At 61.0% G+C, this 23,771-nt stretch carries 20 protein-coding genes; 8 read left to right on the top strand and 12 right to left on the bottom strand.

Features of this window, described 5'->3' with window-relative positions; translation table 11 throughout:
* Positions 1-11: 11 nt before the first annotated feature.
* Both HU742_RS08655 and HU742_RS08650 read right to left on the bottom strand, forming a co-directional pair.
* Positions 12-971 (bottom strand): sugar ABC transporter substrate-binding protein, encoded by a 960-nt coding sequence (locus HU742_RS08655; RefSeq protein ID WP_186637824.1) that lies wholly within the window; start codon positions 969-971, stop codon positions 12-14.
* A gap of 133 nt (positions 972-1,104) precedes the next feature.
* Positions 1,105-1,551 carry a hypothetical protein gene (locus HU742_RS08650; protein WP_186642928.1) on the bottom strand — a complete coding sequence of 149 codons (447 nt, stop codon included), beginning with the start codon at positions 1,549-1,551 and terminating at the stop codon, positions 1,105-1,107.
* A gap of 319 nt (positions 1,552-1,870) precedes the next feature.
* On the opposite strand from HU742_RS08650, the gene HU742_RS08645 reads away from it, so the two are divergent.
* The 3 genes from HU742_RS08645 (at position 1,871) to HU742_RS08635 (ending at position 4,119) form a co-directional block, all read left to right on the top strand.
* Entirely contained in the window at positions 1,871-2,959 is a 1,089-nt protein-coding gene (locus tag HU742_RS08645; protein ID WP_186642231.1) for an asparaginase, read from the top strand.
* Between the two features lie 165 nt (positions 2,960-3,124).
* Complete coding sequence (locus HU742_RS08640; protein WP_176689649.1) at positions 3,125-3,424, top strand: DUF1654 domain-containing protein; 300 nt, start codon at positions 3,125-3,127, stop codon at positions 3,422-3,424.
* Positions 3,425-3,429: 5 nt separating this feature from the next.
* Entirely contained in the window at positions 3,430-4,119 is a 690-nt protein-coding gene (locus HU742_RS08635; protein ID WP_186637830.1) for an endonuclease, read from the top strand.
* A gap of 63 nt (positions 4,120-4,182) precedes the next feature.
* Here the strand turns inward: HU742_RS08635 and HU742_RS08630 are convergent, their stop codons facing one another.
* The gene (locus tag HU742_RS08630; protein ID WP_186637832.1) at positions 4,183-4,548 is read right to left on the bottom strand and encodes an SPOR domain-containing protein; all 366 of its coding nucleotides are present in this window, start codon (positions 4,546-4,548) and stop codon (positions 4,183-4,185) included.
* Positions 4,549-4,795: 247 nt separating this feature from the next.
* Here HU742_RS08630 and csrA point away from each other — a divergent pair, with 247 nt between their 5' ends.
* Positions 4,796-4,990: a carbon storage regulator CsrA gene (csrA, locus tag HU742_RS08625; RefSeq protein WP_003179932.1), complete on the top strand. Its 195-nt coding sequence runs from the start codon at positions 4,796-4,798 to the stop codon at positions 4,988-4,990.
* 365 nt (positions 4,991-5,355) lie between these two features.
* Here csrA and cysS read toward each other — a convergent pair whose 3' ends face one another.
* Both cysS and HU742_RS08615 read right to left on the bottom strand, forming a co-directional pair.
* Complete coding sequence (cysS, locus tag HU742_RS08620; protein ID WP_186637833.1) at positions 5,356-6,738, bottom strand: cysteine--tRNA ligase; 1,383 nt, start codon at positions 6,736-6,738, stop codon at positions 5,356-5,358.
* A gap of 21 nt (positions 6,739-6,759) precedes the next feature.
* On the bottom strand, positions 6,760-8,457 hold the full coding sequence (locus tag HU742_RS08615; RefSeq protein WP_186637834.1) for a glutamine--tRNA ligase/YqeY domain fusion protein: 1,698 nt from the start codon (positions 8,455-8,457) through the stop codon (positions 6,760-6,762).
* A gap of 249 nt (positions 8,458-8,706) precedes the next feature.
* Here HU742_RS08615 and HU742_RS08610 point away from each other — a divergent pair, with 249 nt between their 5' ends.
* Together HU742_RS08610 and HU742_RS08605 are read left to right on the top strand one after the other, a co-directional pair.
* Positions 8,707-9,210: a peptidylprolyl isomerase gene (locus HU742_RS08610; protein ID WP_186637835.1), complete on the top strand. Its 504-nt coding sequence runs from the start codon at positions 8,707-8,709 to the stop codon at positions 9,208-9,210.
* The gene (locus HU742_RS08605) at positions 9,207-9,986 is read left to right on the top strand and encodes a UDP-2,3-diacylglucosamine diphosphatase (RefSeq protein ID WP_186637836.1); all 780 of its coding nucleotides are present in this window, start codon (positions 9,207-9,209) and stop codon (positions 9,984-9,986) included. The genes HU742_RS08610 and HU742_RS08605 overlap by 4 nt, the downstream gene beginning before the upstream one ends.
* Positions 9,987-10,012: 26 nt before the next feature.
* Here the strand turns inward: HU742_RS08605 and HU742_RS08600 are convergent, their stop codons facing one another.
* From HU742_RS08600 to HU742_RS08570, 7 genes are all read right to left on the bottom strand, one after another.
* On the bottom strand, positions 10,013-11,542 hold the full coding sequence (locus HU742_RS08600) for a DHA2 family efflux MFS transporter permease subunit (RefSeq protein WP_238340383.1): 1,530 nt from the start codon (positions 11,540-11,542) through the stop codon (positions 10,013-10,015).
* A 237-nt stretch (positions 11,543-11,779) separates the two neighbouring features.
* Positions 11,780-12,976 carry a TolC family protein gene (locus HU742_RS08595; RefSeq protein WP_186637837.1) on the bottom strand — a complete coding sequence of 399 codons (1,197 nt, stop codon included), beginning with the start codon at positions 12,974-12,976 and terminating at the stop codon, positions 11,780-11,782.
* A 15-nt stretch (positions 12,977-12,991) separates the two neighbouring features.
* Positions 12,992-14,461 (bottom strand): efflux transporter outer membrane subunit, encoded by a 1,470-nt coding sequence (locus HU742_RS08590; protein WP_186642230.1) that lies wholly within the window; start codon positions 14,459-14,461, stop codon positions 12,992-12,994.
* Entirely contained in the window at positions 14,458-14,931 is a 474-nt protein-coding gene (locus HU742_RS08585) for a MarR family winged helix-turn-helix transcriptional regulator (RefSeq protein ID WP_186609469.1), read from the bottom strand. Before HU742_RS08585 ends, HU742_RS08590 begins: the two co-directional genes overlap by 4 nt.
* A 171-nt stretch (positions 14,932-15,102) precedes the next feature.
* Positions 15,103-18,777: a translocation/assembly module TamB domain-containing protein gene (locus HU742_RS08580; protein ID WP_186642229.1), complete on the bottom strand. Its 3,675-nt coding sequence runs from the start codon at positions 18,775-18,777 to the stop codon at positions 15,103-15,105.
* Entirely contained in the window at positions 18,774-20,501 is a 1,728-nt protein-coding gene (locus HU742_RS08575; protein ID WP_186642228.1) for an autotransporter assembly complex protein TamA, read from the bottom strand. The genes HU742_RS08580 and HU742_RS08575 overlap by 4 nt, the downstream gene beginning before the upstream one ends.
* Positions 20,502-20,566: 65 nt before the next feature.
* The gene (locus HU742_RS08570) at positions 20,567-21,211 is read right to left on the bottom strand and encodes a GNAT family N-acetyltransferase (RefSeq protein WP_186642227.1); all 645 of its coding nucleotides are present in this window, start codon (positions 21,209-21,211) and stop codon (positions 20,567-20,569) included.
* Positions 21,212-21,387: 176 nt separating this feature from the next.
* Between HU742_RS08570 and xthA the strand changes: the two genes are divergently transcribed.
* A complete protein-coding gene (xthA, locus tag HU742_RS08565) occupies positions 21,388-22,200 on the top strand; it encodes an exodeoxyribonuclease III (RefSeq protein WP_186637849.1) in 813 nt (270 codons plus the stop codon).
* A gap of 85 nt (positions 22,201-22,285) precedes the next feature.
* Positions 22,286-23,620, top strand: a complete 1,335-nt coding sequence (locus HU742_RS08560; RefSeq protein WP_186637851.1) for a substrate-binding domain-containing protein — start codon at positions 22,286-22,288, stop codon at positions 23,618-23,620.
* The last annotated feature ends 151 nt before the right edge of the window (positions 23,621-23,771 follow it).

Genomic DNA, 23,771 nt, shown 5'->3' with positions numbered 1-23,771 from the left:
TGTCGCCAGAATTACGGCTTGGTCACCAGCTCGACCGGAGTTTCGATAACGCCGTTGGTGCCGCTGTCGACTTTTTCGCCCTTGAGCATCTTCAGCGCTGTTTCGATGCCGAACACTGCCTGCTTGGCGGCGAACTGGTCGGCCGTCGCGAGAACGCGACCGTCCTTGAGCATCGGCTTGATGGCATTGATGTTGTCGTAGCCGACCACCTGCACCTTGCCCGCCTTGCCCGCCGCGCGCACGGCTGATACGGCACCGACCGCCATGCTGTCGTTACCGGCCAGCAGTGCCTTGATGTTCGGGTATTCGCTGAGCATCGACGCGGCAACCTTATTGCCCTTATCGATCTCCCAATCACCGGATTGCAGGGAGACGACCTTGATCTGCGCCGCTTCCATCGCATCCTTGAAGCCTGCGGTACGCGCCTGGGCGTTGGTGGTGGTCGACACGCCTTCGATAATGCCCACCTCGTCACCGGCCTTGAGCTGCTTGGCCAGGTAGTCACCCACCAGGCGAGCGCCCTTGCGGTTGTCCGGGCCTACGAACGGCACAGTGATGTTTTTGCTCTTGACCACTGCCGGGTCGAGCTGGTTATCGATGTTGATCACGGTGATGCCGGCGTCGACGGCTTTCTTGATCACCGGCACCATGGCCTTGGAGTCGGCGGGCGCAATAATCAACGCATCGACCTTGGATACGATCATCTGCTCGACGATGCGAATCTGGTTGGCGGTGTCGGTTTCATCCTTGATCCCGTTGGAGATCAGCTCGAAATCGGCGGAGTGTTCCTTCTGGTATGCCTTGGCACCGTCTTCCATGGTCAGGAAGAACTCGTTGGCCAGGGATTTCATGACCAGGGCGACCTTGGGTTTTTCGGGGGTCTGGGCGAGCGCCGAGGAGAAAGGCAGCGCTGCGGATGCGGCCGCGAGCATGGCAACGGCGAGAAGGCGTCCAGCGAATGGCAGCTTCATGGGTTCACTCCGATTTTATGATTATTGTGAGCAAAATCGTCGCACGACAACCGCGCAAACGTTTGCGTGGAATGAACTATGGTAAAGCATCGCGGTTTTGTCAACGTTCCGGTTGGGGCCGGAATGTCGGGCGTCAGGCGGTGGTATTGACCAGCGCTCCGGAACTGGACTCCTTCGCCAATTCCTTGATCAAGCTGCCGGTCACCTGCTGCAGCGCGCCGGTGGTATCGGCGATCTGCCCCTGAATAGCCATGATAGCGGTAGTTTTGGCTTCAGGCGTCGAATACGCACGCGCCTGCGCAGCAGCCAATTGTTGCTGTTGTTCACGCAGTTGTTGCTGAAGTTCTTGCATACGCTTGAGCAGCGTTTGTGTCGCGACGCTTTGGGTACTGGCGCTTTTTTCAGTCTTGCTTTCGGCTTCGGTAGCCAGGTTCGCGCGGACTTTGCCCGACTCTTCAGTTTCGCCAAGGGCCTTGTCGGCTGAATCGGCGCTCGCCTCGCTCAAAGCTTTCAACGTGCTCGCAGACTTGCCGCCAATGGTCAGGGCTGCGGCATTTGGGAAGCCGATTGAAAAGGACATGTGTCGCTCCATGAATGAATTCCTACAAGGAAGATCGTCCGCTGGGGCATTTTCTTTAGCGCGACCAACAAATCTCTTTCCTTCAGACAACCTCCCTTCGGGTAACCGAACGATAAACACGTTGAATATTCGGAAACCCGTCCACCGATTTTTTACGCAGGCACCTCCTCCAATACGCATCGTTATAAATATCAACCGCTTAACAGCAGCTCACACGCCATGGCCGCACTGGTACGGATCATGCTCTGGCAGTTGGGCTCCCGGCATTCAGGTCTGCCGGAGCATCTAGATGAATCCATCATGACTAGAGAGAAGAATAATGACATCTGCCTTAAAGACTTTCGTTCCGGGCGCCTTGGCCCTTCTGCTGTTGCTGCCCAACGCCGTCCAGGCGAAAGAAACCCAGACTGAGCAAAAGCTCGCCAATGTGGTCATCCTCGCCACTGGCGGCACCATTGCCGGCGCCGGTGCCAGCTCGGCCAACAGCGCCACGTATCAGGCGGCCAAGGTCGGCATTGAAAAACTGATCGCTGGCGTACCGGAGCTCAGCCAACTGGCCAACGTCCGCGGCGAACAAGTGATGCAAATCGCCTCGGAAAGCATTACCAACGAAAACCTGTTGCAACTGGGTCGGCGTGTCGCCGAACTGGCCGACAGCAAGGACGTCGATGGCATTGTCATCACCCATGGCACCGACACACTGGAAGAAACCGCGTACTTCCTGAACCTGGTGGAAAAAACTGACAAACCGATAATCGTCGTCGGTTCGATGCGTCCCGGCACGGCGATGTCGGCGGATGGCATGCTCAATCTCTACAACGCCGTGGCCGTCGCCAGCAGCAAGGAGGCCCGCGGCAAGGGTGTCCTCGTGACGATGAACGATGAAATCCAGTCGGGCCGCGATGTCAGCAAAATGATCAACATCAAGACTGAAGCCTTCAAGAGCCCTTGGGGTCCGCTCGGCATGGTGGTGGAAGGCAAGTCCTACTGGTTCCGCCTGCCTGCCAAGCGTCACACCATGGACTCGGAATTCGACATCAAGACCATCAAGAGTCTGCCGGACGTGGAAATCGCCTATTCCTACGGCAACGTCAGCGACACGGCCTACAAGGCCCTGGCTCAATCCGGCGCCAAGGCGATCATTCACGCCGGCACCGGCAACGGTTCGGTGTCTTCGCGCGTGGTGCCTTCCCTGCAGGCCCTGCGCAAGGACGGCGTGCAGATCATTCGGTCGTCCCACGTCAATGCCGGTGGGTTCGTACTGCGCAACGCCGAACAGCCTGACGACAAGTACGACTGGGTCGTGGCTCACGACCTGAACCCTCAGAAGGCGCGCATCTTGGCGATGGTCGCCCTGACCAAGACCCAGGACAGCAAGGAATTGCAGCGGATGTTCTGGGAATATTGATCGTCCCCGCCCGACCGATTCCGGTCGGGCCTCCCTTCGCCACCCGCTTCCTTCGAGCAGGTGGCACCTGCGCCTACTTGGCTCGCTAAAAAAATGTAGTTCTCCTACACCAAAACCCGAAAAGCGCTGTCAGACGATTTTCTTGAATTTTAAGCAGTTGCGTAAATGCCTACAGTTAAATACTGTATGCACGTACAGCTTAATAAGGATAATCCTGTGGCCACGCCCTCCGCTGCAACTACCCCCTTAGATTCCTATACACGGCTCGGCTTGCGGGTCTCGAAAATCATCAATTCGCCTACCGCACAAAAAGCCAAGGCCGCGCTGATCTTCCGCCTTCCCGACGAGCCGGTAGATGAATGGGAACGCTTGCTGGAAGAAATCGACGAGAACGACAACGTCACCCTTGCCTATCGCGACGACGGTGGTGTGCAGGTTTTCTGGGTTGTGCCGAAGGAAGATTGAGCCTGATGAGTGTTCGCTGTTTAGCTTTATTGCTCATGTTCGTCGCCGTGGGCGCACACGCCGGAGCTCCCCGCACTTTCAACGAAGCGAAGAAAGTCGCCTGGAAACTTTATGCACCACAATCCACCGAGTTTTATTGTGGCTGCAAATACACCGGCAACCGCGTGAACCTCTCGGCTTGCGGTTATGTACCGCGTAAAAACGCGAAGCGCGCCGCACGCATCGAGTGGGAGCACATCGTCCCGGCCTGGCAGATCGGCCATCAGCGCCAATGCTGGCAACAGGGCGGACGCAAGCATTGCACCCGCTACGACCCGGTCTATCAACGGGCCGAGGCTGATCTTCACAACCTGGTCCCAAGCATTGGCGAGGTCAATGGTGATCGCAGCAACTTCAGCTTTGGCTGGCTACCGGTGCAGAAAGGTCAATATGGCTCATGCCTGACCCAGGTGGATTTCAAGGCCAAGAAGGTCATGCCCCGCCCTTCGATTCGAGGAATGATTGCCAGGACGTATTTCTACATGAGCAAACAGTACGGCCTACGCCTCTCCAAACAGGATCGGCGGCTGTACGAAGCCTGGGACAAGACTTATCCCGTGCAGGCCTGGGAACGCCAGCGCAACCAGAGCGTGGCGTGTGTCATGGGGCGCGGAAACGAATTTGTCGGCCCGGTGGATATGAAAACCTGCGGTTGACCAAGCCACCAGCCAAAAGGCCCCGGACGTCACGCGCCCGGGGCCTTTTGTTTATCCGCCGGGTTATCGTGCTGGCGGGAAATCCACAACCAAGGCCTCGATGTTGCGCTTCTTCGCGCGTACCAAGGCGGCAGTGACTTGCTCCTGCTTCGCTTCGGCTTCAGCCTTGGAGCTGAGCGGTCCGACCAGGACCCGGTCCTTGCCATCCTCCCTGACGACCGTGGACATGAAGCTATGCTCGATCAACCATCCGGTGAGGTCGCTCACGGCCTGGGGGGTTTCGCCTCGAACCTCGACTGCCCACTGCGGCGCGGCAGCGGCTGACGGGGTGGAGGTCGCCGCCGGTTTCGGCTTGGGGGCTTCGACGTCGCGCCCCTCTCCACATCCCGCCAGCGCCAATACCGCGATTACCCAAGCCAATTTACGCACAACGATTCCCCCGGAAGACATGAAGAGGGGATTTTAGCACCCACACTCGCCAATAACGCCCTAAACAGTGCGCAAAACACGAGAATCCTGTCCGGCGTCTCTGTATAGTCGCACCCTGGGAATTAATGCTGTATCTGCACGTCAGAAAGAGGCACCCACATTGTGACACTTAGCACTAATCTATAAGCAGTACCGACATCTGCACTGTCTGAATCAGGTGCCCTATAAAGCAATCAAGGAGAACACCATGCTGATACTCACCCGCAAAGTCGGTGAAAGCATAAACATTGGTGACGACATCACGATCACCATTCTGGGCGTAAGTGGCCAACAAGTCCGGATCGGCATCAACGCCCCGAAAAACGTGGCGGTGCATCGCGAGGAAATTTATCAGCGCATCCAGGCCGGCCTCACCGCCCCTGACAAGCCGCAAACGCCCTGAGCCTTGCCGCAGTCCGCAGCCAGCCCGTTTGCATCGTCGCAATGGCTGGCTATAGATTCAGGCCGGGTGCCTCACCCTGCGTCCCTCCCCCGCCTTAGATGTCCGTCCAGCTCGTGAAACCGATACTACTGGCATGTCTCGTAGCATGGCTGTCAGACGTTTCGTTTTAATGGCGGGGAAGCCGCCGTACGTGGCCAATCAGCTCAAGCTCACGCCACCACCATCAAGTCCCCGCATGAAGATTGCGCTCAGAGAGAACGTCGAAACGACCTGACAGTACTGGCTCGTAAAGAAATGACTGTCACTCAGTACACAAAAAAAATGGGAGCTGGCGAGCTCCCATAGGGTATTGCGTGTTTTTGGAATCAGTCCGCCAATCGCCAGGTCGTCCCGCCCTTCCCGTCTTCCAGCACCACGCCCATAGCGGTGAGCTGGTCGCGGATGCGGTCGGATTCGGCCCAGTCCTTGTTGGTTCGCGCAGCCAGGCGTGCCTGGATCAGCGCCTCGACTTCGGCGGCGTCGACGCGGCCTTCGGCACCGGCCTGGAGGAAATCGTCGGCTTCGAGCTGCAACACACCGAGCACGCTGGCCAATTCCTTCAGACGCGCTGCGAGGCCCGCTGCCGCATCGAGATCGCTTTCGCGCAGGCGATTGATCTCACGCACCATTTCGAACAGCACTGCGCACGCTTCCGGCGTGCCGAAGTCGTCGTTCATCACTTCGGTAAACCGCGCTACGAACGCTTCGCCACCAGCAGGTGCCGCCGCAGGCAAGCCTTTCAACGCATGATAGAAACGCTCCAGGGCGCCCTTGGCGTCCTTGAGGTTGTCTTCCGAATAGTTGATGGCGCTGCGGTAGTGGCTCGATACCAACAGGTAACGCACAACTTCCGGATGGTATTTATCGAGCACGTCGCGGATGGTGAAGAAGTTGTTCAAGGACTTGGACATCTTCTCGCCATTGATCCGGATCATGCCGCAATGCATCCACGCGTTGGCGTAGGTCTTACCGGTGGCCGCTTCACTCTGGGCAATCTCGTTTTCGTGGTGCGGGAATTCCAGGTCGCTGCCGCCGCCATGAATGTCGAAGGTCTCGCCCAGGCAGCAGGTGGACATCACCGAGCATTCGATGTGCCAGCCCGGACGCCCGGCGCCCCACGGCGAATCCCAGCTCGGCTCGCCCGGCTTGGCGCCTTTCCACAGTACGAAGTCCAATGGGTCTTCTTTTGACTCATCGACTTCGATGCGCGCGCCGATGCGCAGGTCTTCGATCTTCTTGCGCGACAACTTGCCATAGCCCATGAACTTGGCGACGCGGTAGTACACGTCGCCATTGCCCGGTGCGTAGGCATAACCTTTGTCGATCAAGGTCTGGATCATCGCCCGCATGCCGGGAATGTGGTCGGTGGCGCGCGGCTCCAAGTCGGGTTTCTGGATGTTGAGACGCGCCTCGTCCTCGTGCATGGCCTTGATCATGCGCTCGGTCAACGCATCGAACGATTCGCCGTTCTCGTTGGCCCGATTGATGATCTTGTCGTCGATGTCGGTGATGTTGCGCACATAGGTCAGGTCGTAACCGCTAAAGCGCAACCAACGAGTCACCAGGTCGAAGGCAACCATGCTGCGGCCATGACCCAAGTGGCAATAGTCATAGACGGTCATGCCGCACACGTACATGCGGACCTTGTTGCCATCCAGCGGCTTGAAGACTTCTTTGCTCTTGGTGAGCGTGTTGTAGATCGTAAGCACAGGGTTTCCCTTAAGACTTGATCACTGACCCCAGGAGTCGCGCAAGGTCACGGTACGGTTGAACACCGGAGCACCGGGTTTCGAGTCCTTGATATCCGCGCAGAAGTAGCCTTCGCGCTCGAACTGGAAACGGTCTTCCGGCAGTGCGTTGCCCAACGACGGCTCGGCACGACAACCTGTGAGAACCTGCAGGGAGTCAGGGTTGATGTTGTCCAGGAAACTGGCGCTGTCCTCGGCCTTCTCCGGGTTCGGCGAACGGAACAGGCGATCGTAAAGGCGCACTTCGCACTCGACGCTGGCGGCAGCCGGCACCCAGTGGATCACGCCCTTGACCTTGCGACCTTCCGGGTTCTTGCCCAGGGTTTCGGGATCGTACGAGCAGCGCAGCTCGACGATGTTGCCCTCGGCATCCTTGATGGCCTCGTCGGCGCGGATCACGTAGCTGCCACGCAGGCGCACTTCACCGGCTGGCTCCAGGCGCTTGTAGCCTTTTGGCGGCTCTTCCATGAAGTCTTCGCGGTCGATGTAGATTTCCCGCGCGAACGGCAGGACGCGCACGCCCATGTCTTCTTTCGGGTGGCGCGGCAGCTCGAGGTTCTCGACCTGGCCTTCCGGGTAATTGGTGATGACGACTTTCAGCGGTCGCAGCACGCACATGGCGCGCGGGGCGCTGTGGTCCAGGTCGTCACGGATGCTGAATTCCAGCATGCCGAAATCCACCACGCCGTCGGAACGGTTGGTGCCGATCATCTCGCAGAAATTGCGGATCGACTTCGGCGTGTAGCCACGACGGCGGAAACCCGACAGCGTCGACATGCGTGGATCATCCCAACCGTTGACGTGCTTTTCGTCCACCAGCTGCTTGAGCTTGCGCTTGCTGGTGATGGTGTAGTTCAGGTTCAGGCGGCTGAATTCGTACTGGCGCGGATTGGCCGGCACCGGCAGCTTCTCCAGGAACCACTCGTACAAAGGCCGATGGCTTTCGAATTCCAGCGTGCAGATCGAATGGGTGATGCCTTCGATGGCGTCCGACTGACCGTGGGTGAAGTCATAGTTCGGGTAGATGCACCACTTGTCGCCGGTCTGGTGGTGATGGGCATGGCGGATGCGGTACATGATCGGGTCGCGCAGGTTCATGTTCGGCGAAGCCATGTCGATCTTGGCGCGCAGCACACGGGCGCCGTCCGGGAACTCGCCAGCGCGCATGCGGGCGAACAGGTCCAGGTTCTCTTTTACGCTGCGGTCACGGAACGGGCTGTTCTTGCCCGGCTCGGTCAGGCTGCCGCGATATTCCTTGGCCTGCTCCGGCGTCAGGTCGCACACGTAGGCGTCGCCGGACTTGATCAGCTCTACCGCCCAATCGTGCAACTGGTCGAAATACTGCGAGGCGTAGCGCACTTCGCCGGCCCATTGGAAACCCAGCCACTGGACGTCGCTCTTGATCGCGTCGATGTATTCCTGGTCTTCCTTGGCCGGGTTGGTGTCATCGAAACGCAAGTGCGTGACGCCGCCAAATTCCTCGGCCAGGCCGAAGTTCACGCAAATGGATTTGGCATGGCCGATGTGCAGGTAGCCGTTGGGCTCCGGCGGGAAGCGAGTGACGATCTGCGTGTGCTTACCCGAATCCAGGTCCGCCTGGACGATCGGGCGCAGGAAGTTGACCGGCACGGCCGGGCCGGTCTTGGAATTCGAGGTAGGGTCGACAGTGGGCTTGCTCATAGGATCCTTGAACGTACAAGTGCGCGGCCGGGTGCGGCCTGATAAATCAAAGCCCGTATCATAGCCGATGCTGTCAAGCACCTGACAGGCCAGGCCGGCAAAGGATTGAATTTAATCGACGGCCAGGTGAAAAACAGCCTCGAAATTCGCGCATGGCACGCTAAACTGCCCAACCTGGCCGATTGCAGCCAGACCGGTTGCGGGCGTTTGTGCCCCGAAACCCACGAATTCCTTGAAAGAGTAGCGATCATGACCCAAGTCAAACTGACCACCAACCACGGCGACATCGTCCTGGAACTGAACGCCGAAAAGGCACCGCTGACCGTTGCCAACTTCGTCGAGTACGTCAAGGCCGGCCATTACGAAAACACCGTTTTCCACCGTGTCATCGGTAACTTCATGATCCAGGGCGGCGGTTTCGAGCCGGGCATGAAGGAAAAGAAAGACAAGCGCCCAAGCATCCAGAACGAAGCCGACAACGGCCTTTCCAACGACAAGTACACCGTTGCCATGGCCCGCACCATGGAGCCGCATTCGGCCTCCGCGCAGTTCTTCATCAATGTCGCCGACAACAGCTTCCTGAACCACAGCGGCAAGAACGTCCAGGGCTGGGGCTATGCCGTATTCGGTAAAGTCACCGAAGGCACTGACGTGGTCGACAAGATCAAGGGCGTATCCACCACTTCCAAGGCCGGCCACCAGGACGTCCCGGCAGAAGACGTGATCATCGAGAAAGCCGAGATCATTGAGTGATATTGCTGATTTCAGATTTGCATCTGGAAGAGGAGCGCCCGGACATCACCCGGGCGTTTCTGGATTTACTCGCCACCCGCGCCCGCTCGGCGCAAGCGTTGTACATTCTGGGCGACTTCTTCGAAGCCTGGATCGGCGACGATGCCATGACGCCGTTCCAGCGTTCCATCTGCCAGGCCCTGCGCGAACTGAGCGACAGCGGCACGGCGATTTTCCTGATGCACGGCAACCGTGACTTCATGCTGGGGCAGGCTTTCTGCAAAGCGGCCGGCTGCACCCTGCTCGAGGACCCGAGTGTCGTGCAGTTCAACGGCGAATCGGTGTTGCTGATGCACGGCGACAGCCTCTGCACGCGAGACGTCGGCTATATGAAGCTGCGGCGCTGGCTGCGCAACCCGCTTACGCTGTTCATCCTGCGTCACCTGCCGCTGGGCAGCCGCCAGCAACTGGCGCGCAAGTTGCGCAGCGAAAGCCGCACGCAGACACGCATGAAAGCCAATGACATCGTCGACGTCACGCCCGAAGAGATCCCGCGGATCATGCAGCAGTACGGCGTGAAGACCCTGATCCATGGCCACACCCACCGCCCCGCCATCCACAAGCTGCAACTGGGCGAACAGGCCGCCCGGCGCATCGTATTGGGGGATTGGGACAAACAAGGCTGGGCGTTGCAGGTCGATGAGCAAGGGTTTGCGTTGGCGCCGTTCGGTTTTGCCCCGCCGCCACAACTGCCGGCACCTGACCCAATCCCCAGCCACACCCCCAGCCACAAGTAGTCCCTAGCGGGGCCGGCTATTCAGTTTCAATGGCCGCTGGCGGCAGGCCCGGCCTTCGCCGCGAACGGCGGCTTCGCCAGCCACACCAGCAGGATCAACCCCATGAACGCCCACCCCAGCAGCGTGAAGTAATCCACGGTGGAGAGCATGTATGCCTGGCTGTTGAGGATCTGCTCGAGCTGGGCGTAGACCGGCGTGCTCGCCCCGCCGAGCTGATTGATCGTCTCGCGCGTGGCTGGCTCGAAGGTACTGATGCTTTCGCTCAGGTAGGCATGATGCTGGTCGGCCCGGCGAATCCAGATCCAAGTCGTCAGCGACGCGGCGAAACTGCCACCGAGGGTACGCAGGAATGTCGCCAGTCCCGCGCCATCGGCAATCTGGTGGGGCGGCAGGTCCGACATGAGGATGCTCAGGGTCGGCATGAAGAACAACGCCACACCGATGCCCATGAACAACTGCACCAAGGCGATGTGCTGGAAATCCACTTCGTTGGTGAACCCGGCGCGCATGAAGCAACTCAGGCCAATCGCCAGGAAGGCCAGCCCGGCCAACAGGCGCAGGTCGAACTTGTGCGCGTACTTGCCGACGAAGGGCGACATCAGGACCGGCAGGATACCGATAGGCGCCACCGCCAGGCCGGCCCAGGTGGCGGTATAGCCCATCTGGGTCTGCAACCATTGTGGCAGGATCAGGTTGATGCCGAAAAAACCGGCGTAACCGCCCACCAGCACGATGGTGCCGATACGAAAATTGCGATAAGCAAACAGCCGCAGATTCACCACCGGATGGCGGTCGGTCATTTCCCAGATGACGAACACGGCCAGGGCGATGACCGAAATCAGCGCGCCAACAATGATGAAATTCGACTCGAACCAATCCAGGTCGTTGCCCTTGTCCAGGATGACCTGCAATGCACCGACACCGATGATCAACGTAATCAAGCCGACATAGTCCATCGGCTGGCGACTGGTCACCACCGGCCGCGCCTTGAGCTGCTGGCGCACCACCAGTACCGCGAAAATCCCGATAGGCACGTTAATGAAGAAAATCCACGGCCAGCTGTAACTGTCGGTGATCCAACCACCAAGGATCGGCCCGGCAATCGGCGCGACTACCGTGACCATCGCCAGCAACGCCAGGGCCATGCCACGCCTGGCCGGCGGGTACACCGCAATCAGCAAGGTCTGGGTCATCGGGTACAAAGGGCCGGCCACCAGCCCCTGGACCACGCGAAAGCCGATCAGCTCTGGCATTGAGGTGGAGATTCCGCACAGGAACGAGGCGACGACGAACAGCACGGTCGCCCACAAAAACAGTTTCACCTCGCCAAACCGGCGGCTCAGCCAGCCCGTGAGCGGCAGCGCAATGGCGTTGCTCACCGCGAACGAAGTAATGACCCAAGTGCCCTGCTCCGAACTGACGCCCAGGTTTCCGGAAATGGTCGGCAAGGCGACGTTGGCGATGGTCGTGTCGAGCACTTGCATGAACGTCGCCAGCGACAACCCGATGGTGCTGAGCAACAGGCTGGGCGGCGTGAAGGACGCGTTATTGCTCATTGCGAGAAATCCTATGAAGCAGAGGTGGTGAAACCGAAGCAAGCCCGCCAGGACCGCGACGCTATCCTTACGGCCTGCGACAAACACGTGGCGAGGGAGCTTGCTCCCGCTGGGCCGCGAAGCGGCCCCAACATCGGTAGAACGCGTAGCATCAGACACACCGCATCCGCCGGTTTACGACTGCTTCGCAGCCGAGCGGGAGCAAGCTCCCTCGCCACAGGGTTGCGCAGCGCTGTGTTAGCGCTGCGCGGTCTTGCTCGCCGCGGCGCTGTTTTCGTGGATCAGGCGCGTGATCATCGCGTCGGCATCGGCCAGCTGCCGGTCATAGACCTGGGTGCTGAACGAAGCTTTCTGCGGCGGCTGCTGGGCCAATACCGGGCCGCTCTGGTCGTGCAAGTTGACGTTGACCAGCGTCGACAGACCGACCCGCAACGGATGCTTGGCCAGCTCTTGGGCATTGATATGAATGCGCACCGGCACCCGCTGGACGATCTTGATCCAGTTACCGGTGGCGTTCTGCGCCGGCAACAGGGCAAACGCACTACCGGTCCCGGCGCCAAGACTGTCGACCGTGCCGCTGAACTTCACATCACTGCCGTAGAGGTCGGCTTCGATGTCCACCGGCTGGCCGATGCGCATGTCGCGCAGTTGGGTTTCCTTGAAGTTGGCGTCGATCCACAACTGATCCAGCGGGATCACCGCCATCAACGCCGTGCCCGGTTGCACCCGTTGGCCCAGTTGCACGGTGCGCTTGGCGACATAACCGGTCACCGGAGCGATCAAGGTACTACGGGCATTGGTCAGGAAAGCCTGGCGCAATTGCGCGGCGGCGGCTTGCACGTCGGGATGCGACGACACCACGGTATCGTCCACCAGGGCGCTGGTGGTCTTGAGCTGTTGCCGGGCATTGGCCAGGGCGTTCTGCGCCGAGGTCAGGTCGTCCCGGGCGTGGGACAGTTCTTCCTGGGAGATCGCCCCGCCGGCCGCCAGGTTCCGGCGCCGGTTATAGTTCTCCTGGGCCTTCTGCACTTCGGCTTCCTGGGCATGCACCTGCGCCTTCATGCCGTCGACGTTGCTGTACAGACCGCGCACCTGGCGCACGGTGCGGGCGAGGTTGGCCTGGGCACTTTGCAGCCCGACTTCGGCATCGTTCGGATCGAATTGCACCAGCACTTGGCCCTCACGCACCAAGTCGCCGTCGTCGGCGCCGATGCTCACCACCGTGCCGGTGACTTGCGGGGTGATTTCCACGACGTTGCCGTTGACGTAGGCATCGTCAGTGCTTTCGTTCCAGCGCCCGTACAGTTCATGCCATGCCCAGACACCTACGCCGGCGAGAACGACAATCAGGGCCAGGCCCAGCAGCATCACCTTGCGCTTGCGCGGGTTGCCGCTGTCCTGTTGAGTTTCTTGAGTAGTTTCGGCAGTTGCCATGACAAGTACCTCGAATCAGTGGGTCGGCGCGGTGGTGGCCGGTGTGGCCGAGGCCACGGTTTGGGTCTCGAAACCACCGCCCAGGGCCTGCATCAGTTGGATCGACAAATCGATCTGCTCGGCATTGAGGGTCGCCAGTTGGCGCTGGGCCTGGAGCAATTGCTGCTCGATGCTCAACACGTCCAGGTAATTGCCGATGCCTGAGCCGTAGCGCTGGACCACGGTGTCGTAAGAGTTCTGGGCGATATCGACGGCATGTTGCTGGGCACCGATCTGTCGCCCGATATCGCGCAACTGGTTGATGGTGTCGCTGACATCGCCGAGAGCCGACACCAAGCTCTTGTTGTATTGCGCCACCGCCAAGTCGTAATCGGCGTCCCGGGCATCGAGGTCCGCCCGCAAGCGACCGCCGTCGAAAATCGGCAGCGACACGGTCGGCGCTACGTTGAAGAAACGGCTGGCCGAGCCAAACATCGCGTCGCCCAGCAACGATTGCACACCCGCCGCCGCGCTCAGGTTGAGGTTGGGGTAGAAGTTGGTCTTGCCGGCCTCGATATTCTTGCTCGCCGCCTCGACCCGCCAGCGCGCCGCGACCAGGTCCGGACGGCGGCCCAGCAACTCGGCCGGCAGGTTCGACGGCAAGGCCACCGCACTGGCTTGGAGGACGTTGGGCCGGGCGATTTCGTTGCCACGATCAGGCCCCTTGCCCAACAATACGGCCAAGGCGATTTTCGCGCTTTGCAGGCGTTTTTCCGCGTCGATCAGGGTTGCATCGGCACTCGCCTCCAGGCTTTCGGTCTGCTGGAATTGATATTCGCTGTCGATCCCGGCGCTCAGACGACGCTTGCCCAGGTCGAGCATCTGCCGCGTGCGCTTGAGGTCTTCGTTGGCCAAGTCATAAATGATGTGGGCCTGCCCCAAGTCGCTGTAGGCACGGGCCACGTCGGCGGCCAGGGTCAGTTGCGCGGCCTGGCGGTCGATTTCGGCGGCGCGGGCCTGGCCGAGGGCAGCTTCCCAGGCAGCCCGCTGGCCGCCCCAGAGGTCGAAGTTGTAGTTGAAATCCACGCTCAGCGAACGCAGCGTGCTGTAGGCCCCGCCCCGCCCTTGCGGGTCTTGGTCACGGGCCAGGCGCGAACGGCTGACACTGCCGCTGGCATCCAGGGTCGGCATGCGCGCGGCGTTGGCGGCATAGGCAGCGGCGCTGGCCTGGTGGGCCCGGGCGCTGGCGATTTGCATGTCCGGGCTGTCGCGCAGGGCTTCACGGATCAGGCCGTCGAGTTGCGGGTCGCCGAGGCTTTTCCACCAATCGCTTTTTGGCCACGAGGCCGGCGACAAGGTGACGCCCGTCAGCGATTGACCAGCCTGGAGGCTCTTGGCCTCCAGGCTCACCCCTTCGGTTTCCAGGCCGCTGTAGCTGGCGCACCCGGCGAGGCTCATGGCCAGCAGCACCAGGCCCAAGCGGGCACGCAAGGTTTGACGTTTCATTTTTCCCCCAATCGCAGGACGGTGATGGGATCACCGGCGGCGAGCAGTATTTTCTTGAGGATGTCTTCGAGGGTTTGCAGCTCCTCGCGGCTGATGGCGCACGCCAATTGATTCATGGCGTCGGCACCGATAAACGGCAGGCGATCGGCGAGGGCCTGGCCGGCGTCGGTCAACACCAGCCGGACTTGGCGACGATCCTCTGCCGAGCGCTGCCGAACCAGAAAGCCCTTCTGCTCCAGGCGATCGAGCATCCGGGTCATCGAGCCACTGTCCAGCGACAGGTATCGGCACAGCTCGACCGGCGTATCGATGCCGTGCTGGGCCATGATGATCAGCACCTTGAACTGCGCGGCGGTGATGCCGACGGGCTCCATGTGGGTGTCGATGATCCGGTCCTTGAGCAACGCGGCGCGACCGAGGAGCATGCCGAGATGGCAATTGTGGAATTCGTCCGGGGTGAAATGCTTCATCTGGATACCGTTATCTGAAGACGGTTTGCTGCCTAGGCAGTGAATGTATGTCGAGATATTACTGCTTAGGCAGCAAATGTCAAACAAATAGTTAGCTACCTATACATAGCCGGACCAACGCGAACGCATCCGTGGTAGCGAGCTGCCACAGGCAGTTCTTGCGGGAAGGCTTTAGAAATCGCGTTTGTAGAAGATATCCAGCGAACTGGCGACGCCGCTGGCGGCTTCGAGGTAGACCTTCTTGCTCAGCTTGTAGCGCAGGGCAATGGTATTGGCAGGTTCAAACACCCCGACGCCGTAGCGCAGGCTGAGTTTTTCCGACAGGTTGCCGCTGGCGACCACGCTGGTTTCGTTGCCGCTGCCCTGGGTGTCGAGTTGGAAATCCTCGATCCCAAGGTTGTTCGCCAGGCTGGTGGTCACGCCGGAGCTGCCCATCAAGCCCAGGCCCAAGGCCGCCTGGGCAAGCATGTTGTTGTCCTCGCCCGTGGTGCTCAAGGGTCGGCCCAGTACCAGATAGGACAACGCTTGCTCCTGGTTCATGGCCGGCTCCGAGAAGATCTGCGTGGTCGGTTGCTCGGCGCTGCCGCTCAAGCGAATGCCGGCAATCACGTCATCGGTCTGGCGAACCGCCTCAATGTCGAGGTAGGGCTGGTCGATGGGCCCGGCGAACAACAAGCGCGCCCGGCGCACCGTCAACCGTTGCCCATAGGCTCGATAGCGACCGTCGTTGAGCCAGAGTTCGCCGCGAGTGTCCAGGTTGTCACCGATGTGCACCTGGCCCTGCACGTTGGCTGTCAGGCCGAAGCCCGAGAAGGCGAGCTTTTCCTGGCCGACGATCACGTCGATGTCCATCGCCATGGCGATCGGTGCCTTGCCCTCTTCGGTCTGGCGGCCGACGATGATCGTGTCATCCGAAACCTTGACGGTGGATGGCGGCAATTCGCGAATGGTGATGTCGCCCTTGGGCACCAGGACCTTGCCGGCAATCGAAAGTCGCTCGCCCTGCATCGTGACATTCAGGTCCGGCGCCACATCGAGCACCGCGTAGGGTTCCACCGTGACCGGCAGTTGCGAGCCCTTGAGGGCAAGGTCCATGGACAAGGCCTCGCCCCAGCCAATGGTGCCCGTCAAGCTGCCCTGCCCGTTCTTGCCACTTTTCCAGCCGCCGTCGAGCCTGATCGTTTCGCCGGCGATCATTGCGCGCAGTTGCAGGGCTTCGAGGCTGATCGGCAGTTCCGGGCCGGACACTTCGCCGTCGCTGAGCAGCAAACTGCCGTTGACCTGCGGCGCGAGCAATCCGCCGGATAAGGTGCCGCTGCCGTTCAGGTGACCGGCCAGGGTTTCCACCATCGGCACGAATGGCCGGGCGACCGACAGATCCAGGCCACTGAGTCGAAACGAACCGCTCAAGGGTTTATTGGCCGGCAACGGGTTGATCCGCGCCTGGAGCGTCAATTCGCCGAGCCTCGCCCCGGCAAAAACCAGGTCCGTATCGATGCGCGTGGGTGTCAGGCGGCTGTTCAGCGTCAGGGTCTGGTACGGGAAATCCAGCCACTGCTCTTTGTCTCGAATCCGTAAGGTACCGCCGCTGGCATCCACCAGCACACGGCCGTTCGGGCCGCTGGCCGGCAAGTCCAGTTGCAGATCGGCGTTGAGCCTCCCTTGCCAGGCAAAGTCCTTGGGCATCCACTGGGCCAGGCTTTCAATCGGGAACTGCTTGAGGTGATAGCGCAGCTTCGGCTCCGGCATCAGCCGCTGGTCTTCGCCACACAAGCTGGCCTGGCCGGAACGCCAGCAATGGGCGCCGAAGTTCAGCGTACCGTTGGCCAAACGTTCCAGCTTGGCCGGAGCCTGCAAGCGCCAGGCTTGGCCGCCCGCCTGTATGTCGCCATTGGACAGGCGTCCACGCCAGTTGCCTTGGTCGAGCGCGCCATCCAGGGCCAAGGTGGTTTCAAGCTGCGGCCCTTGTAGATCCAGGTTGAGTCTTTGCTGTTTGATGTCGCCTTGTCCGCTGACCGTCAAGGCACCCAGCGACGTTTCACCGGCCCGGATGCCGCTGGCCTTGAGATCGACTTTGCCCCGTTGGGTGTTGTCGAGCGTCGCGTCTACCCTCAGGTTTTGCAGATGATTGTCCTGGAATCCCAGCTGGGTGCCTTGTACGCCGAGCTTGCCTTGAGGGGCCTTGAGTGTCCCCGCCAAGTCGAGACGCCCCATGACCTGCCCGCGCAATCGCGGCCAGAGTTGGGCCAGCCGCGAGAGTTTGATATCGATCTGGCCGGTCAGTTTCTGTTGCAGGTTGGCGCTGCCGTTGATGCGGTTATCGCCCAGGCGGATATCCAGCGCGCTGAGGTTCCATTGCTCGCCTGCCCCTGCCGCGGTGGCCTGGAACAGCGCCGGTTGGCCGCGCAGTTTTCCCTTCAGGTCCAGGTTGGCGTCCAAGCTGAGGGCATCGTCTTTGATTGAGCCCTGGCTGCGTAGAGGTCCGGCCAAGGTGCCAGGCAGCTCCGCGAGCCAATACGCCGGATTGAGGGATGACAATTGCAACGCGGTGTCCCACGCGATGCCGTCGGCAAACTGCAGGTTCAGATGCCCTTCGGCTTTGCCCTGCCCCGCGTCGAGCTTGAGCTGCGGCAAATGGATTTGCGCCAGGTTGCCGCTGAATGGACTGCTCAGGTTGAACGCCCCGGCGGGCCCGTCCAGCGCTGCCTGGAAATTGCCCAAGTACTGGCCGTCGGTGTAGGAAACTTCGCCGTTGAAACGACGCAACGTGACTTGCGGCTCGTCGATCAGCGGATAGAGGCGATGCCAGGGGAAATCCAGCCAGGCGACTTTCGCATCGGCACTCAGGCCTTCGTGCCAATCCAATTGCCCGGAGAGCTTGACGCTTTGCTGCTCGCCAGCATCTAGATCCAAGCCGGCGATTTGTGCACCGTTGGCGTCCACCTTGCCTTGGAGCACCAACACCACGGGCCCTTTTTCGGCAGGCAGGGTCGCCTTGCCGAGGAGTTGGTAGCCGTCTTTCAGATTGCCTTCGCCGGTCAGCTCCAGCTGATTGAGCACCAGCGTGTCCGGCAGCTCGGCGCTGGCCTTGAACCCGTCGGCGGTGATGCGCACCTTCGCCGGCAGGTTGTCCGCCAGTGGTTGCAGCTCGCCGGCCAGATGGCCTTGCAGATAGCCAAGGCTGTCGGCGCTGAGGTCGAGGGTCTTGAGCAGATCGCCACTGACTTTCAGCTCCAGCGACCACGGCGTCGCGCCCGGTGCCGGCAAGGTCAACCGGCCAGCAGCGCTCAACGGCCAATCGCCACGCGGCTGCAACAGGCCGGACAGATTCAGGCTCAGTTCGTCGCGCTGCAATTGCAGCGAATCGATCTGCAAACCCTCGGCGGTCCAATGAGCCGCCAGTTTCAGGCCCTTGAGCTGTTCGCTGCCGTTGAACGTCACACTGCCAATCTGCACGTCACCCAGTTCGATCGCCAACGGCAAGTCCAGATCCGGCAAGCTGATCGGACCTGCGCTCGGTTCATCGGCGGAGGCCGGCAATTGCAGGGCGATCCGCTCGGCCTTGAGTTGTTCGATACACAACGTCATGCGCAGCAGGCACAACGGCGACCAGGCCAAAACCGGCCGATCCAGCTCTACCCGGCTGGCGTCCTGCTGCCACAGCACATGGTCGGCGCTCCACTGCCCGCCCAGTCGCCCCTGGAAATTCTCCACTGTCAGCCCGGGTACCAGGCCGATAGCCCAACGACTGCCGAACGCCGTGCCGAGCAGGATGCCCAGGACCAGTACGACCGCCGCCAGCAACCCGGCGAGTGCCAGCAGCGTTACCTTCAAACCGCGCTTCACAGCTCAGGCCCCATGGAAAAGTGCAATCGAATGCCGCCGTCGTCGTCCAGCGCATGGGCCAGGTCGAGGCGGATCGGGCCGACCGGTGACACCCAGCGTACACCGACGCCCACGCCGGTCTTGAGGCTGGGCAGATCGAGACTGTTAAAAGAGTTGCCCTGGTCGACAAACGTTGCCACCCGCCATTTTTCCGCAACTGAATACTGATACTCGAGGCTGCCCGCCACCATGTAGCGACCACCGACGCGATCACCCTCGGAGTTTTCCGGCGACAGGCTCTGGTAGTCGTAGCCCCGCACGCTCTGATCGCCACCGGCGAAAAAGCGCAGCGACGGCGGAATGGACTTGTAGCCATTGGTGGCGCTGCCGCCGATCTGGGCCCGCGCCAGCAGGCGGTGCTTGTCGAACACGGTGGTCAGGCCCTTGACCATGGCGGTGCCATACAAAAGATTATTGTCCGAGCCCAGCCCTTCCTTGGCGACCTTGGTGTCGAACTGCAGGCGGTAGCCGTGATGGGGGTCGATGCGGTTATCACTGCGCAGGTACGAATAGCTGACGCCTGGCATCAGCAGCGTGCTCAGGCCCGAATCGTCGCCAAGGCGATATTCCTCGCGCTGCCACTTGAGCGACACCACCCGCTGCCAACCGCTGGGCAACTTGCTGTGCCATTCCGGCCCCACGGTCAGTAATTTGCTGAGGGTGTCGGTGCCGGACAATTCTTCATATTGATAGCCGCCGGCGTAGCGCAACTTGTCGGTCAGCGGCGGGTCCAGCGGCACGTCATACCACAGGCCGATATTCTGCCGGGGCGCCGACACTTCCGCTTCCCAGCCGTAGCTGTGGCCCTGGGGATTGACCCAGTGCCGCGTCCAGTTGGCCTTGGCCCGAGGGCCGACGTCGGTGGAAAAACCCAGGCCGAGCCCCATGGTCCGAGGCTTGCGAGTCTCGAGCTTGACCGCCACCGGGATCACATTGTCGGTGGCGGCGGTGGGCGCCGCGTCCACGCGGACGCCCTCGAAATAACCGCTCGATTGCAGCGCCTGGTTGAGTTCGGCAATGAGTTCGGAATCGTACGGCGCGCCGGCCTTGAACGGCACCATGCGCCGCAGCAGGTCTTCGTCGAACGGCGTGTCGCCCTCGAAGCTGACCGGGCCGAGGGCATAACGCGGGCCGCTGTCATAGATCAGTTCGATATCGGCGATGCCGGCTTGCGGGTCCACGCGCAATGCCTGGCTGACGAATCGCCCACTGAAAAAACCATACCGCGAAGCCTGGTTCTGGATCGTCCGCTTGGCGTCTTCATAGCGGCCGTGATTGAGCACCGCGCCCGACTTGAGGCCCGCGTTGTCAGGCACGCGAAAAGCCTTGAGGGACGCCGCCGGGCCATCAATGCGGATCGTGACGTTGCGCAGATGCACCGGCTCGCCGGGGTCGATGGTGAGGATCAGGCGCGGGGCCTTGCCAACCTGCACCTCGCTGTCGATTTGCGGTTGGTAGTAGCCCAGCGCCTGGGCCGCTTTGCGCGCCTGCTCCTCGGCGCCGCGACTGAAGCGCAGTAATGCATCTTCGTCACGATCGCCCAGGCCACCGATATAACCTTCTATGTTGGCCTTGAGTGCGTCATTGGACGGTTTGACCCGTACGTCCAATTCACTTTGGGCCAGCGCCGCGCAGCTGAGGGACAGCAAGAGCGCGCCACTGGTCATTCGTCCTGGGAAATTCATGGCGCGGATGCTAACACGAGGTGGGGAGCCTGATAGAGCCGGACGATTCCCAAAAGTTCGTCCGATTAAGCCGTCGCGCTCTGCAGAACCTGCGGGTTGGCATGAAAGAACACATGCTCTCGGATCGGTCCTACCGCCACTTCGCCGATTTCTTCATAACCCTGGCGTTTATAAAATTCCAGGTAACGGGGGTTGCCGGTGTCCAGCACCACGCCTTGGGAATGCTCGTCCACCGCGCACCAGTTATGAACCGCCTCAAGCAACTGCTCGCCGTAGTGTTTGCCTTGGAACTGCGGATGAACCCCCAGCAGCGGCAAGACATGAACCGAGTCCGACGGCAGGCAGGCCAGCACCGCCGCGTGATATTCCAGGTAACGCCGAGTGCAGCGAAACCCCGTGCTCAAGACCATGCGCAGGCGCCAGGCCCAACTTTCGGTAATGCCCAGGCGCCGCTGCGGCGGGGCAATCAACGCGATGCCGACCAGGCGGTCGTTCACCAACAGGCCGATCGCCGGCAGATCCTGGAGGAAATGCTGCTTGACCAGCTCACGCACGGTCGCCCTTACCCGCTGTTCGTAACCGGGGCGTTCGGACTCGAACAGGTAGCTGAAGGTTGGCTCATGGCGATAGGCCTGGTACAGCAAGGAACGCGCTTCGCGGGAATAGCCGCTGTCGAGCATGTGAATATCAGCGATGGCGGTGTCAGGCATGGCGTTGGATCTCCGGGGCGGGGCTCGGTGAGGCCCAGCTCTTATTGGGTACGAACCCGATAGGGTTGCGATCGTTCCTACAAGCCAAGGACATTAGCAGCGCATTTGTCCTACCGCCACGCTGGCTCCGCTCCCACATGTCAGCTAGCATCGCAGTTTTGCCAGGACAGCCGACCATGAAGATCGTCTCCTTCAACATCAACGGCCTGCGCGCCCGCCCACATCAGCTGGCGGCACTGATCGACAAACACCAGCCGGACGTGATCGGGTTGCAGGAAACCAAAGTCCACGATGAACAGTTTCCCCTGGCCGACGTGCAGGCCCTCGGTTATCACGTGCACTACCACGGGCAAAAGGGCCATTACGGTGTTGCCCTGCTCTCGCGCCAGGCGCCGCTGACTTTGCACAAAGGCTTCGAAGGCGACGACGAAGACGCCCAGCGGCGGTTCATCTGGGGCACGTTCGCCGATGCCAACGGTGTGCCGGTGACCATCATGAACGGTTATTTCCCACAAGGTGAAAGCCGCGACCACCCCACCAAATTCCCGGCCAAGGAGCGTTTCTACAACGATCTGCAGCAACTGCTGGAAACGCGCTTCAGCAACGACCAGCCGCTGGTGGTAATGGGCGACGTGAACATTTCCCCGGAAGACTGTGACATCGGCATCGGCCCGGACAACATGAAGCGCTGGTTGAAGACCGGCAAATGCAGCTTCCTGCCTGAAGAGCGCGAATGGATGGCCCGCCTGAAGAACTGGGGCCTGGTGGACAGTTTTCGCCACCTGAATCCGGACGTCACCGACCGCTTCAGCTGGTTCGATTATCGCAGCCGCGGCTTCGAGGACGAGCCCAAGCGCGGCCTGCGCATCGACGTGATCCTGGCATCCCAGGGCCTGCTGCCACGGGTCCAGGATGCTGGCGTGGACTACGAACTGCGGGGCATGGAAAAACCCTCGGACCATGCGCCGATCTGGTTGCAGTTGAGCTGAGCCGGGCGCGTCGCAACCCTGTCATGTTTCAGTAACCTGACTGACTTAATCTTCCGGCACTTCCCTCGCCTCAGAAGGTGCCGGCATGCGGCTGCACGTTGTGTTTTTCATGGGACTCTGGCTGCCGTTGCTGGTATGGGCCGGTCAGTTGCCCATTCCCGAACACGGCCCTGCCCTGCGCCTCCAGGGCTCCAATACCATCGGCGCGGCCTTGGGGCCAGCCCTGGTCAAGGGGCTGATGGAAACCCAAGGGCTGCTCAATGTCAGTACCGAAATAACCGGCCGTGACAACGAGCAGCGAATTGTCGGGCAAACCGCGGATGGCCGGCGCGTGGAAATCGACATCGCGGCCCACGGCTCAAGCACCGGGTTTGCTGCGCTCAAGCAGGCCAGCGCCGACCTTGCGGCCTCCTCCAGGCCGATCAAGGACAGCGAGCTGAAGGACCTGTCGGCCCTCGGCGATCTGAAAAGTCCGACGGCCGAGCAGGTTATCGCCATCGATGGGCTGGCGATTATTCTCCATCCACAGAATCCGCTGCGTCAGCTCGACACCTTTCAACTGGCGCGCATTTTCAGCGGCGAGGCGAAAACCTGGGAAGCCGTAGGCGGCGTTGGCGGGCCGATACATCTGTATGCGAGGGACGAGCAGTCCGGCACCTATGACACCTTCAAGGAGCTGGTGCTTAGCCGACAGGGCAAGAGGCTGGATCCTACGGCCCAGCGCTTCGAATCCAGTGAGCAGTTGTCGGACGCTGTCAGCCAAGACCCGCAAGGCATCGGCTTCATCGGTTTGCCCTACGTGCGCCAAGCCAAGCCTCTGGCGATTGTCGACGGCGACTCCCAGCCCATGTTGCCGCTGAACAACCTGATCGCCACCGAGGACTATCCCTTGTCCCGGCGTTTGTTCTTTTATCTGCCGCCGCTGCAAGCCAATCCATGGGCCGAGGCCCTGGTCGATTTCACCCAAAGTGAACAAGGCCAGGCCATCGTCGCGGCCAACGGCTTCATTGCCCAGACTGTCCACGCCATGTCCGTCACCCCGAATGCGCTGATGCCAGAGGGCTACCAGGCCTTGAGCCGCCATGCCCAACGCCTGACCGTGAATTTTCGCTTCGAAGAAGGCAGCGCCAGCCTGGACAACAAGGCCCATCAAGACCTGGGGCGCGTGCTCGACTATATAAAGCAGCACGGCAAAGCCGACCGGCGCGTGACCCTGGTCGGTTTTGGCGACGCCAAGGACGATCCGGCGCGAGCGGACCTGCTGTCGAAACTGCGCGCCATGGCAGTGCGCCGGGAACTGGTCAAATATGGCGTGGCGTTGCGCGAGGTCCGCGGGTTCGGCGCGTTGATGCCGGTGGCGGCCAACAATGAAGACGAAGGACGGGTTCGCAATCGGCGGGTAGAGGTTTGGGTTTACTGAGTGTGTGGCCCAGCGGCACAACACAAATCCCTCCCTACAAGAGCCTCATGTTTATTGCATTACCCTCGGTGTGGGATCGGGCTACCGTGTCTTGCGCCATTGCCTACAACTACGCCAGAATCCGCCGGCTTGTGCGCCTTGGGGCCGGGCT

This window comes from Pseudomonas marvdashtae (genome assembly GCF_014268655.2).
GTDB classification, from domain to species: Bacteria; Pseudomonadota; Gammaproteobacteria; order Pseudomonadales; family Pseudomonadaceae; genus Aquipseudomonas; species Aquipseudomonas marvdashtae.
The sequence above is the reverse complement of the archived record's forward strand: the minus strand, read 5'-3'. Positions and strand labels throughout refer to the sequence as shown.